General features: G+C 54.3%; 8 protein-coding genes. 3 read left to right on the top strand and 5 right to left on the bottom strand.

The features are described from left to right. Nucleotides 1–64: 64 nt before the first annotated feature. Together BMX00_RS09785 and BMX00_RS09775 are read right to left on the bottom strand one after the other, a co-directional pair. The gene (locus tag BMX00_RS09785; protein ID WP_090828843.1) at nucleotides 65–3430 is read right to left on the bottom strand and encodes a hypothetical protein; all 3366 of its coding nucleotides are present in this window, start codon (nucleotides 3428–3430) and stop codon (nucleotides 65–67) included. A 489-nt stretch (nucleotides 3431–3919) separates the two neighbouring features. Beyond that, nucleotides 3920–4360, bottom strand: a complete 441-nt coding sequence (locus BMX00_RS09775; protein WP_245728006.1) for a DUF190 domain-containing protein — start codon at nucleotides 4358–4360, stop codon at nucleotides 3920–3922. Between BMX00_RS09775 and BMX00_RS09770 the strand changes: the two genes are divergently transcribed. Further along, nucleotides 4359–4661, top strand: a complete 303-nt coding sequence (locus BMX00_RS09770) for a CrcB family protein (RefSeq protein WP_245728005.1) — start codon at nucleotides 4359–4361, stop codon at nucleotides 4659–4661. The genes BMX00_RS09775 and BMX00_RS09770 overlap by 2 nt on opposite strands. Nucleotides 4662–4665: 4 nt before the next feature. Here the strand turns inward: BMX00_RS09770 and BMX00_RS09765 are convergent, their stop codons facing one another. From BMX00_RS09765 to BMX00_RS09755, 3 genes are all read right to left on the bottom strand, one after another. Then, nucleotides 4666–5700, bottom strand: coding sequence for a class I fructose-bisphosphate aldolase (locus BMX00_RS09765; RefSeq protein ID WP_090828839.1), 1035 nt, complete (start codon nucleotides 5698–5700; stop codon nucleotides 4666–4668). Nucleotides 5701–5727: 27 nt separating this feature from the next. Next, on the bottom strand, nucleotides 5728–7875 hold the full coding sequence (locus BMX00_RS09760) for a hypothetical protein (RefSeq protein WP_090828838.1): 2148 nt from the start codon (nucleotides 7873–7875) through the stop codon (nucleotides 5728–5730). 295 nt (nucleotides 7876–8170) lie between these two features. After that, nucleotides 8171–10150, bottom strand: coding sequence for a bifunctional diguanylate cyclase/phosphodiesterase (locus tag BMX00_RS09755; protein WP_090828837.1), 1980 nt, complete (start codon nucleotides 10148–10150; stop codon nucleotides 8171–8173). A gap of 386 nt (nucleotides 10151–10536) precedes the next feature. On the opposite strand from BMX00_RS09755, the gene BMX00_RS09750 reads away from it, so the two are divergent. Together BMX00_RS09750 and BMX00_RS09745 are read left to right on the top strand one after the other, a co-directional pair. Then, the gene (locus tag BMX00_RS09750) at nucleotides 10537–11466 is read left to right on the top strand and encodes a histone deacetylase family protein (protein ID WP_090828836.1); all 930 of its coding nucleotides are present in this window, start codon (nucleotides 10537–10539) and stop codon (nucleotides 11464–11466) included. Between the two features lie 258 nt (nucleotides 11467–11724). After that, a complete protein-coding gene (locus BMX00_RS09745; RefSeq protein ID WP_245728004.1) occupies nucleotides 11725–12936 on the top strand; it encodes an ABC transporter substrate-binding protein in 1212 nt (403 codons plus the stop codon). The last annotated feature ends 8 nt before the right edge of the window (nucleotides 12937–12944 follow it).

Here is a 12944-nt window from a genome sequence, read left to right as displayed (position 1 = left end):
TGGGCGCACTCGATCCATTGCTGGTTTAGCCGAGATCATCACGCGTTCTCCCATGAATATTTCATCAGAAACTCGTGGCCAGATATTCGAGCAAGAGCACGAGGCCATACCCGCCGGACGGCAGAGCAATTGCCGCACCAAATATTGGATGCTGGGTAAAAGGGAGGAAAGCGCCTTTCTGATTGTTTTTTATTGCTTGAATCGCCCACTCGATCTGTTGCCTCTGCTTTATTTCCCCGGAAGTTTGACTGGATAGCTGGGTGAGCCTGCTTTCCAGGCGCTTGATGGCTTCGCGTTTGGCCATCTCGGCGGATCGCCGCAATGCCAGAGCGTTGCCGACAATGAGTATCGCGTTAAGCGTAAAGATTATGACCAACGCAGCGGGAAAGTCCCAATTGTCGAGATAGGAATGGCGCGAAATTCCCAGAAGAAACATGATAATGAACGGAAAATAAATAAAATTGCCGATGACTGTTGTTCGCTCGGCGATCAATTCAATCCCCATCCATTCATCAAGGTTTTCTTTACTCACGCCTTGTTCCCGTGCGATTTTTATCAAAGTGTCATCGGGCCAATCGATTTTGTTCACGGCAATGCAATTGACCCACCTCCGACACAGCAGGGTGACGTCTATCACATAAAATATAAGGAGCATCATCGCGGCCAGGCTCAGTATTATGACATAATCATTTATTGTGAAGCAGGCCTGGCCCCGGCATGGGATGTTGGGAAAACCGAATAATGTCATCATGAGCCATGTGAAGCATAAAGCGATCGCCACCTGCGGCAGACAACGCGCGGCAAAGTTTTTCAGATCACCCAATGTCGTGTATTCACACCAGAGATGCGTAGCACTGAAGTGGCCAGGCGCTTGCTGATGCCAAGTCTCTAACCCCATCAAATATCGAGCCGCCCGGCCGAATACATTGAACGGTAGCGCACGGTGGGGTTCGTCTGGCAGTCTACCGCCCGGCGTGGTGCCCTGGCTTTCACGACTTTGCCCTTCAGGGTCGTCTCCTTTCATATCGGGTCGTTCAAGACCGAATTCATGTGCCAAAGCAATCTCGTTATTTTTTAACCTTCTCCAGGAATACCACAGAAAGACCAGGCTCATAAGCAGCACGAAGGCGCCGATTGCCGCTGTTGGCCATGCGCTGATTCCTTCGGTCAGTACCAATGGCTCATTTTTTGCCACCTCATGCAGCGACCGCATTGCCCATGTAATTGCGCCATAAATTGCCGCACCTGCGACAATAAGGGTGATCCAGAACCATTTGAGGGAAGCAAGTTTGAGCATGGCGGCCGCCGCCGTATTGCTGATCAGCATAATGCCCAGGACGAGTATGGCAGCCGTGGCCATCGCCCCCACAATCCATTTAAGGCTGCGCTCCGTGTCGAAATAAGTCTCCAAATCCCTGCGCGGAGGGTGGATGCTTGCATAATCAGGCTGCGGTGGATGGAGATCGGTGCTGATATCGAAAGCGCCGTGGCGCCCGACCTCGTACAATCTTGGTTCCGCGTCAGCGGAAAATTTCTTCGCCCCCTTATTCCCCTTATCTTCTTTATTTTTCCTCAACTGGAAACAATCCGGACAACTCGAGTTGTCTGCAGAAATAAAGTATTCCAACGCCCATAAAGCGGAATAGAACAGCGAAGTCTGGTAGCTGTCCCGAAATGGAGGAATCGGTGTTTGAAGATCCGGTTGAAGCTCCAGTCCGAAGTGCGAAGCAATGATGAGATTGTGTGTCCAATGCCATTCGGCGGGGTAGGCCAGTCTGGCATTCAAATCGGTGGTAAAGAAGACCGCCCTTGGAAACGTACGGCGTAGCGCCTGCAAAATCAGAAGCTTGTCATACACATCGCTGCCGAGTACCCCGATCGCCTTGAATTCCTCCCCATTCCTGGTTTCCTCTTGCTTCAGGGCTGCCGCCAGCCTGATGACATAGTCTAGCTGGCCGCGGCCTTCAGGTCTTTGAGCTGTGCTCTGTTCGGGGCCTTGCGGGAGGCCTCCGTACCATGCTTTCCCCGCGGCGGGAATTCCGTCTTTTTCCTTATCACTGCCCTTATCGCTTCCCCGTGCCGGCAATTCGCCGTCGAGTCCCGCCAGGTATGAATGCCGGTAAATCCAGCCCGGCCAAGCATCCCTGCGCAATTTATTGATTTCGGTCTCTAGCGCGGGGCCGGTTTCCCCTGAGCCGTTATTCATCGCCACCGCAGCAAAGGTTCGCGGCAAAGCGCGTCCGTAAAGCGTATCCCATTCCGAAATCAGAGCGACCTGTGGATTGCAATGTTTGTCTGCACAAGGCTGTAGATCCACCTGGCGGCGTTTCAGCTCTCGGAGGAGTTGCTCCGCCAGCACGGCGTCGGTATTAATCGTCCTGATCAGCTTGATTTGTGCTTTACTCAGCAACCCATTCACGGTCGCTTTTTCGATCTCTTTCGCGGTCTCCTTCGTGAACTCCGGTTCGTTATTTTTTCCCGGCTCTTTTCCGCTCTCTTTCAATTGTTTCCCGGTTCGGTGGGATGCGGACGGCTGGGGTGCATTAGGAGAATAGTCCAGTAAAAAGGTGTCCTCCGCCGTTGCGTAGGGAGAGAAGAACCGGGTCTTCTTCAAAAGGTTGAACGGTGAAGTTGGAGCGTCAGGCTGGACCGATTGCAATTCCTTCAGCATGGCGCTCAGGGTGGCGGAGCTGCGCGGCCCCAGCACATCATAAGTAAATGTTATTTTTGATCCGTGCTTATCGAAGGCCTTTTCAAGAGATTCGAGAAGATCATCCAGAAACATGAGCGGTTCTGGGCCCGCATCCTGTTCCTTGAGCCATAGGACCAGCACATGTTTTCCATACGGTTCATCGCGGAATTTCGCATTAGGAAAATACAATTCCGCCGGTATGAGCGTTTCGATTTCATCCGCTCCCGTTCGGATTCTCGTTCCGGTTTTTGTATTTATATTGTTTTTCTTGTCGCGGTTCCATTTGAAAAAGCGGATGTATTCGCCCGACTCGGGCACATAGTCTGTCGCACCGAGGGCCGAAACCACTGCATATCGGTCGTTAAGCCTGGACTCACCTCCATTGACGTATGGACTTCCATCCACGAATACAGGTAGTACGCGAAGATTGGAAATTTCCGACTGATCCAGAACCTCAACCAGTTTGTCGAGTGTATGGCGGTCGTTTTTTTCATCCGGCTCCCCGGTCAGTTTTTCCTCCAGCAGCCGGTGTGCATTCACGGCTTCAAAAGGGTCCTGCCACAGGCGCGACTGTACAATCCCCTTTTTCAGGAAGATGCTGCTCGCCTGTTCCTTGTTGATGGGCCGCGAAGTTTTTAGCGAAATCCCTTCATAGAAGAGAAAACCGCTTATCATCGCCAGCAACGCAAAAAGCCCTGTTAGCGGAAATCTGGATTTATCGTCGCGTTGGTCCGCCATGTGGTAAACCTTTTTCGGCGGGCTGCACCGGCGCAGCCCGATTCAGGAGCGCGCAAGCAGGGCTGAGAAAAAATGGAGTTATATTTGTTTATAGTATAGATGAGTATTGAAGCCATGAGCCATAAGGCCGGCGAGGCAGCGGTGACCTGTCGCGCTCAACTAAGCCTGAGGCAGGCTGAACACTGCTTGAATGCATTTATCGCCGGGTTGTACTTCAGTCCAATAGACACTGCAATCGGAATTGATAAGATTGTATCCGGGGAAGCAATGAGGAAGTAGCGATAGGAAGTAAGAGGGAACGAAGCGCAGCTTCCCCATTTGTAGTTGAAGTAAATGTAGTTGAAGTAAACGCCACGGCCCGGCAGCAGGTTACTGCGCCGGGCTTTTTCTTGAGCATAACCCGCAAATCAATGTGCAGCAAAGAGATTGATCGGGGTCGTCTCAGCTGCATACGGCGCAACGCGCTTGGACTGCCCCCTGAAGGCTGGGCTACAGGCTGGGCGGTTTTTCGCCTGCGCGCCAGTCGTCAATATGGTTGGCGGGCAAAAATCCGTATTCGACCGGGAATTGTACGTAAAACAGGTCAATATTTTCCGCCTGCAATAAGTCGAGGAACAGTTTTGCCTCGTCCTTGCTCAGGACAAAGCTGACCTCCACAGGCAGGTCCGCCGCGAGTTCAAGAAAAGTTTCCTCATGCAATATGCCGTGTCGTCCAAAACCGGCTACCGCACGCATTGCCGTGCCGCCGTGAAAGCCGCATTTCTTGGCACGCTCCAGGAGCCATTCGAATAACAGGATTCCATTATGTTCGCGGAATTCGCTTACATAAAACTTGAGATATAGGCCTTCCATATTGCTCTCCGGTACGGCAATAACGGCCGTTGCGGCAGGCGCAGCGTTGGGTACATGGCTGCGCTGGTGGTTCGGCATGACCTTGAATCCCGTATTCCGACTCTTCCTCTGGACATTAATGGATAATCTGGCGGGAGGTTATCTCGTCGGTATGGCGGTCGAGTATTTTCATCACAATACTGTGCTTTCGCCGGAAGCGGCTGTTCGCTATCACGGGCTTATCGGCGGGCTGACGACATTTTCGACTTTTGCTGAAACCGTGACATTGCTGGTGCGTGAGCAATACGGCTGGGCTTCCGTCATTATTTTTAACATCTCGCCTTGCGCTCCACTTCAAAAACATACACTCCACCCTGTTCAACTGTCGGATTCAGGTTGAACGCCTACAAGGCAGCCGCTTCAGCTGTTTCCATCACGCGGCTATACGCGCCTTCGCGGGCCAGGCCGTTTAACCGGCAGCGCTTGAGAAACGCTTGCTGTGCTGCCGCAATATTGGTTTTTTGACCTTTCCACGCGGCCAGAACCGGTTCCTGGAGCGCACGCCCGTAGGAGAAACTGAGCTCCCATGGATGCGCACCCATGGTATTCATGGCATTCAGATGGTCAGTTGCTTCTTCCGGACCTTGGCCCCCGGACAGAAACACAATCCCCGGTACCGCCGCAGGCACGTAGCGAGTGAGGCAGCGAACAGTAGCCTCGGCAACTTGTTGCGTATCGGCCTGATGTGGACATTTTTTTCCCGCGATCACCATATTCGGTTTGAGCAGCATCCCCTCGAACGCCACGCGGTGAGCATCGAGCTCCACAAATACCTGCTCAAGCACTTGCGAGGTGACCACTTCACACCGGTCAATTTTGTGAGCGCCATCCATGAGCACTTCCGGTTCAACGATGGGCACCAGGCCGACTTCCTGGCAGAGGGCGGCGTAGCGTGCCAGGGCGTGGGCATTAGCACGGATCGCATAGGGCGACGGCACGTCATGCTCGTCAATATCAATTACTCCCCGCCACTTCGCAAACTTGGCGCCAAGCTGTTTGTATTCGGTGAGACGATCGCGCAATCCATCCAGCCCTTCGGTGATTTTATCGCGGGGGTACAGCGCCAAAGCCTTTGAGCCTTTGTCCACCTTGATGCCGGGGATGATGCCCCGATTCGATAGCAGTTTGGCGAAAGGGATGCCGTTGCTCGAACTCTGGCGCAGCGTTTCATCGAACAAAATGACGCCACTGATATAGCGTTCTATGCCTGGGGTGGTAAAGAGCAGTTCTCGGTATTGCCGGCGATTTTCCTCGGTCGATTCCACCCCGACCGAATCGAACCGTTTCTTGATCGTCGGGTTGCTTTCATCCGCCGCGAGAATGCCCTTCTGTTTCGCGACAATGGCTCTTGCCACTGATTTGAGTTCGTCAATATCCATCGCTTCGCTCCCGGGACGTTCGATCCTTCAGCTTGGGCGTTCCCCAAAAATTCCCATGTACCACAGGGCGATCAATGCCGCAACGATGCCCGCAACCAACACATAATAGGGCCATACCGGTTTTTGGTCCGCATACGGATCGACCTGCGAGCGATGCGAGCCTTCGGGCAAATATGCCACTTGGGTCAAGGTCTTCCCAAATGGGATATTTATCCGGGCTCGCGCATTGATTGCCCAGCCGTTTGCATCCAGTATGGGACCGAGGGTTCGTTTCTTCAGCTTGAACCAGGCAACGATCATGGCGGGTCCGGAAATGAGCAGCATCAATCCGATTATTGCCAGAGGTATTTCCCAGATTCTCAATCCCAGTAGTCCGCTGACAATTGAAGCAAAAACACCGCCGATAGCCCCGAGCGCCAACCCGATTGCTGCGAAAATCCCTGCAAACTTGCCCACGTCGAAAGGCGGCTTGGGCGCCGTCGGCGGAGGCGCTCCTTCCGCTACCGGCTTGACGCTCTCCGCAGCCGCCTTGAGCAGTTTCTCATCCGCCGCTGCGGCGCGCGCAGCGGCCAACTTCTCCAGTTGCTCGTTGATGAACTTGATCAGTTTTTTGTAGGGTGACCAAAACGCCTGGCGGATGCTGATCGGATGGTCGAGAATGCGCACGATAGTGGCATCCCAATCCTGGCCTTTGCGGTCGTAGAAAATGCCATTACGGCCAACCATAAGGAAATCAGAATCGCCATCGGTAAAGGCGGCGGCAATGCTCATCTTTTCGGCGCCGCCCTTGCGTACGCATTCGCAATAGGCCAGATACAGGCCACTCATATTGGCGAACTCGGCATGTTTGGCGATGTCATCAACCCTGACGCACAGGTCACAACTGCGGCTATCCAGGTACAGCGTTCCAAGCTGAAACAGCGCTTTGTCCCTTCGAGTATAAAAGCTGCGGAACGATACAAAATTATTGACCAGTTTGAACAAGTCGCGGTGATAGCGCAGCAGTTGTTCCACCGACCGGATTGCCTTGACTTCGTTCTCCACTGCCTTGTCCTGGCTGATCAAGCGGTCGATCGCCTCCTTATGCCCGCTTCGGGCTATCTCGCGCAGACGCGCGTTACCAAGCTTTTCGGCGCTGCAGGCGGGTTTGGCGGCCTGCCATGCTTCAAACGCTGCAAATTTAGCTCGAAGCTCAACCCACTCCGAAGGAAGCAGTACTTCTTTCTCGCCGAATACCGGCACAATGACTTGTTCGCGCAGGGCCTCAATCTGGCTTTGCCACGCGGGATTAATGCCGGTATGCAATGGCAGCGGCTTATTGGGTTCCACCGTTGCCAGAGGGAAATTGGCGATATCCGGATTTTGGGCCGACAGGTTTTGTGCCGCGATATGCTCATAGTCCTCTGTAGAGCGGCTTAATGGCGCAGCGGCGCGCGCATCATAGGCGGCAAGCTGGCACCGGGTGAAGTAGTCGTTGACCTTGTCTTTAACGGCGTGAAAGGCATCGGCGGCTGCCTGTGTCTTCTCGTCCAGAAACTGAACGTGTGCGTCATCATCACCTCTGACGAGCCAATCCGAATAGGCTGCGACCTCCGAGAAAAAAGCATCGCTGATTTCCTGATTGATGCCTGCTTCTCCACCCGCATCCAAGACTGAGCCTCGACACTTGATGATGTCTTCAATTGTTGCGCGCAGGCTTGCGTCCCCAACCTGGCTGGGATGAATCACGCCATCCCCGTTGAATTCCAGACCAGCGACAAACTTGTCGATATCGGCCATGTCCGCAAGGGAAATCTCTGCCGCATGGGATTTGCCCAGGCTTTTCAGGATGTACTGGGCCGAAGCCAGCACATGCTGGCCTTCTTCGGTACTATCGTCGATATCGGCCAGAGCCAGGTGATCCGAACCGTTTACCAGCAGATCCGGATTTTTCAGCAGACGGCCCGCCCAGGCAATGGCACCGAGTATTTCATTCGCATGAACGTGCGCATCCCGGTCCTGGTCGATCAAATCGAGTGTATGGGTATCGAATTCAATGCCACGCGTCGGACAGCTCAGCGCAACCCAAAGTTTCTGATCCAGTTCTTTCAGCGCGAGCAAATCCGCACCATTATCGATTTGCACCTGGTCGAACCCGCCTGCGCGGAAAAAATTCCATGTATGCGAAGAGGTCATGAGCTACCTTGGGTATTATTATTAGAAAAGGTCTGTTAGGGGTCCGTTATGAAAAAGGATCCGTTACGAAAAGCGTGGCTCTCTTGAGAGAGTTATAGCTTTAACGTTCGTGCATTGCAAATATTATGCTGGCAATGATTGATGTGGCTGGCAATGTCTAGCGGGATGGCACGGCTGGGAAGGGCGGGCAGTACGATGGAGCTCTACCGTGCCGAACCATGTGCCGGGATGTAATGTGCAGGTGCGCTACCCCACCCGGGTGCGATAGTTGCGATATAAGGACGTGATCGCGGTTTTAGGAAGCGTCTTTCACTCCGGGCCCGGTAACGCCATCGAAGCCAAGCTTTATCAGCGCCTTGCATTCTGCTTCGGTCTGCATGCCAAGGGCAATCACAACGATGCCGAGCGTGTGAGAGAGGTTGCACAAGGCTTTCAGAAGCTTTTGATTATTCTTGTTCTGATTGATGCCGTGGACGAAGCTGGCATCCACCTTGAGATAGTGCAGGCCCATATCGGCCAGCTTCTGAAGTTCGGTGGAATGATGGCCGAAATGCTCAACCCCAATGCGGCAGCCCAGCGCCCTGAAAGTGTGGCAAAAGTCGCGGAAGGCTTCAAATCTGCGAAAAACGCCATACTCCGGCACTTCAATCCACAGTCGGCTGCATAAATCGGGCTGTTGGCGCAATAATTCTTCCAATTTATTGCGAAAATTCCAGTCTGAGATGGTTTCAGCAGAGATATTGATCGCAAGTTCACCGGCAGACGATTGCAAGTATTCCAGGGCGTGCCGGACGACGGTTAGATCAAGAGGCCCTGTAAGATTAAGGCGAGCGGCGATGGGAATGAAATCATTTGCAGCCAGCCATCCCCCATTTCGCACGGCTTGCATGCGTACGACTGCTTCCTGATGCAGCAACGCACCGGCAGCGTCAACCACGGGGTAGAGAACCAGCTTGAAACGATCTTCGCTCACGGCATCGCTGAAGATGTGGCGCCAGTCGCCGATGCTCCCTGCCGCGAGCTGGGTTGAAGCGTAAGATGCATCGATGATATGCCAGGTATGGGCGCCTTTCCCCTGCGCGGTCGCCAGCGCAGTATCAGCACCGGTCAGAATCTCGGCCGGTCTGTCTCCGCGCCGGTATCGAACGGCCCCGATATGGTAAAAGCCAACCGAGTCAACACCGGTTTGGGATAACAGGGCGATGAGCTCGGCGCTGAAGCTATTCAGCAACTGAGCCGCGTCGTTGATATGGGGAATGATCAGCGCAAAATCCGACCCGTTCAGGCGGCCGATCACCCGGTTGGGCATGCCTGTCGAAATGCTGTCCATGATCGCGCCGACCTGGCGAAGCAGGCCGTTTGTGGAACTTCGGCCCAGTTTCTCGTTGATTTCTTCCAGATTACCGATACGCATGAGGACGAGAAAGCCCTTATCCATCGGCGTTTCCTCTGCCGGCTTTTCTCCTATTGCGCCTCCTGTGTCACTGTGCACGGTGTCTCCCCCATCCACAGCCTCGTGCAACCGGTTCATGAAATGACCGCGATTTGCCAAACCGGTTACTGGATCATGATTCATTCGCTTGTTCAGGGCTTCCAGTTGCAGGGTTTCTTCGATAGCTCTGTTGTGCAATCGCCTGACCATATCATTGGTGGCGCGCGCAATACTGCGCAGTTCAGGTATGCGGGGTTCCGAAATGGTAAGAAAATGCCGTTCGGTGATCGCTTCCGCCTGATCTACCATGGTAGCCAGGGGTCGCTTGATGCCACGCAGTATCAGCACGCCGACGAGTCCACTGACGATACTCGCCACCAAATACCAGATGATCAATTTTCCGGTTTGATCCCAAAGCACCTGCTGAGCCATACGGTCGTTGCTCACCACCTTGATGACACCAAAATGCATCCGGTTGTCCGATATCTGTGCGTGGCCTGCTTCCACGCTTATTGGAAAAATATCGCTAAACCATTCAGGCACGGTGGTGTCTATGAGCTCCCGCACGCGTTCCGCGATAACTTTGCCGTCCGGGGCGGTGATCGAAATTCTTTCGTACTGACCGCTATCGAATAGCGCGGCGATCTGTACGCCAATGGTAACGGGATCTTTGCTGAGCTGAGATATGGAGGTGGCCAGGGAGCTGGCGCTATCGACGTTTTTTCGATGAAGCTGCTGTTCGAGATAGCTTCGCATGCTGAGTATGCTTACGGTAAAGCTGCCTAAAAAACTCGCCAGCGTAATGAGTATGACCGTTAGCCAGAGTTGCCGGAAAAGTGACATCGAATAAGTATCTTATTTAGTGAACCTCTGGACAAACCATCCGTGAGGCAGGATCGGGCAACGTTGAACGCCCGCGGCCGCGTTCCTGGGCATCTGGGCACCTGGGGCGTTGCATTGCGCTCCCGTGCCCCCACCTTGTTCTGGAAGGGCCTGCTCCACATCTTGTCTGGAGGGTTCTTTTTCGTGAGATTATCACGGACGGGACCGTGGTTCAATTTGCGCCGGCAGAAATGAAGGCGGAGCAACGGAGCGGATGAACTGCAACGATATGCCGATGGCATAAACAAGGTGTTGATTTCCTGAGGAGCCCGCCGGCTCGAGCTGTCGGCCCTGACTCGACGGAGGTATGATGATCAAGAGGAAATCTCATATATATGTGTACCGCTATGCGCACCGCTTTTATTTCGCATCCTGATTGCCTGCTGCACGAGATGAGTTCCTATCACCCCGAGTCCCCGGCGCGGCTCGAGGCCATCGAGGGTGCACTGATCGCTTGCGGGTTGATGGATAAATTGGTGCGGCATAGTGCCCCACTGGCAACGTTCGAGCAATTAAAGCGTGTGCATGCGCCTGAATATATTGCTTCACTCGCCGCGTCGGCCCCGGATGCCTCCTCGACGGGCATTGCCTATCTCGACCCCGACACCGCCATGAACCGGCATAGCCTGAAAGCGGCTCATCGTGCCGCGGGCGCCGTAGTCCTGGCGGCCGACTTGGTGATCGGAAAGGAAGTGCAAAACGCGTTTTGCAGCATTCGCCCACCGGGTCATCATGCGGAGCGTGGCCGCGCCATGGGTTTCTGCCTGTTCAATAATATCGCTGTGGGGGTGGCTCATGCAATGTCAGCATACGCTCTGGAGCGAGTTGCGGTTATTGATTTCGACGTGCATCACGGCAATGGCACCGAGGACATTTTCCGGGATGATCCACGGGTCATGATGGTGTCCACATTCCAGCACCCATTCTATCCATACAGCGGTGTGGCGGGGCGTTCGGAGCGCATGGTTAATATTCCGCTGCCGGCGGGTAGCGGCGGCGAAATATTTCGCCAAGCGGTGAGCCAGTTCTGGCTGCCGGCGCTGGAACGGTTCAAGCCGCAGATGATGTTTGTCTCCGCAGGCTTCGACGCCCATAAAGATGATGAACTAGCTTCGTTGAACCTCGTCGAAGAGGATTACGCATGGGTGACTGAGAGGATCAAAGAGGCCGCCCACAAGTATGCCACTGGCAGGATTGTATCGGTGCTGGAGGGCGGCTACGCTTTGCCTGCGCTGGGACGGAGTGTAGCTGCGCATGTGAGCGTCCTCAGCGATTGATGAGCGGCTCCTGCGCAGCGGTTTCAATAGGAGATCCTTTGCCAACTTCCGAGGAGGTCTCCTCGCCGCCTTGTTTCATAACGCAACTATTGTGTCTATGATGAGAATTGAAGAGTAAAACATGAATGAATATTTAATGAGGCATAGAGAAGGCGATAAGGAAAGAATCGGGCATTGAAGACCAGCCATAGAATACGTATTCCTCTTGTTCTGCTGATAGTTCTGCTGATTGCAGGCGCCATGATATGGCGACATCACGTGAAAACAACGCTGAGCATCCGCATCGGCGTGCTGCACGCCATGTCGGGCCCCATGGCCGCAAGCGAAAAACCGTTGATGGATGCGCTCCAGCTGGCGATAGAAGAAGCCAACGCGGCAGGAGGAGTGGGGGGTCGAAAAATCCAAGCCGTGATGGTTGACTGCGGGCCGGATCCGGCTTATTGCGCCCAGCAGGCAGAGCACTTGATTACCCAGGAACAGGTGCAGGCTCTGTTTGGATGCTGGACATCGTCCTGCCGCAAGGCAGTGAAAACAGTCGTAGAAAAGCATCACCACATGCTCTTTTATGCGCTGCGGTATGAGGGCATGGAACTGTCCCCGAACATCCTGTACGGGGGCGCTGTACCCAATCAACTGATCATGCCCGCGGTCCATTGGGCGCTGGTAAATCTCGGTAGTCCGGGGGAGCGTAGCCAGCGAGATATCCATGGCGGACGCGGCAAACGAATCTATCTGACTGGATCGGACAGTGGTTTTTCACGCGTAGTCAGTATTCTCATCAAGGATTTATTGGCCGCGCATGGCGCGACAGTAGTAGGAGAGCGGTATATATCCGCTGGGCTTCCGGATATGGACGATGTGGCGGCCGATATCGGCGGACAGAGGCCGGACATGGTTCTAAATACCATCAGCGGCACAGACAATGCGGTGTTTTTTCGAGCACTGCAAAAGAGGGGAATCACTTCCGACAGGATACCGGTGTTATCGTTCAGCGTCACCGAGGTCGGGCTGTCCGCCGAGGAAATGCCTCCCATGGCGGGCCATTATGCGGCGCGAAATTACTTTCAGAGCATTCCAGGCCCGGAGAATGAGGCTTTCGTAAAACGGTTCCGAGATCGTTTCGGGCAGAACGCCGTGGTCGACGGCCCGACGGAAGCATCTTATATCAATCTGCAAATGTGGGTACAGGCGGCGCTCGAAGCGGACTCGGGCGATGTGGCCCAGGTGCAGCGCACCATCCTGCGCCAGAGCCTGCCTGCGCCAGAGGGGCTGGTTTCGGTTGATCCCGCGACGCGCCATGTGTGGAAAATTGCGCGTGTCGGCAAGGCCCGGGATGATGGCCAGTTCGATATTGTCTGGGATTCCAGCCGCCCGCTGGAGCCGGGGCCGTTTCCGAGCTATCGATCGCGTGAAGAATGGGATCAACTGCTTAAAAGCAGCGAAGTTCCCATGAGCGCCACTTCACCATGAGACTCACC

Origin of the sequence: Nitrosovibrio tenuis, assembly GCF_900109785.1 — a bacterium.
Classification (GTDB): Bacteria; Pseudomonadota; Gammaproteobacteria; order Burkholderiales; family Nitrosomonadaceae; genus Nitrosospira; species Nitrosospira tenuis_A.
Note: the sequence above shows the minus strand (reverse complement) of the source record. Positions and strands in the feature narration are given on the sequence as shown.

Bases quoted from the DNA above. Each gene is read 5' to 3' on its own strand.
- BMX00_RS09785 (WP_090828843.1), bottom strand. From the start codon at position 3,430: ATGGCGGACCAACGCGACGATAAATCCAGATTTCCGCTAACAGGGCTT.
- BMX00_RS09770 (WP_245728005.1), top strand. From the start codon at position 4,359: ATGACCTTGAATCCCGTATTCCGACTCTTCCTCTGGACATTAATGGAT.
- BMX00_RS09775 (WP_245728006.1), bottom strand. From the start codon at position 4,360: ATGCCGAACCACCAGCGCAGCCATGTACCCAACGCTGCGCCTGCCGCA.
- BMX00_RS09765 (WP_090828839.1), bottom strand. From the start codon at position 5,700: ATGGATATTGACGAACTCAAATCAGTGGCAAGAGCCATTGTCGCGAAA.
- BMX00_RS09760 (WP_090828838.1), bottom strand. From the start codon at position 7,875: ATGACCTCTTCGCATACATGGAATTTTTTCCGCGCAGGCGGGTTCGAC.
- BMX00_RS09755 (WP_090828837.1), bottom strand. From the start codon at position 10,150: ATGTCACTTTTCCGGCAACTCTGGCTAACGGTCATACTCATTACGCTG.
- BMX00_RS09750 (WP_090828836.1), top strand. From the start codon at position 10,537: ATGCGCACCGCTTTTATTTCGCATCCTGATTGCCTGCTGCACGAGATG.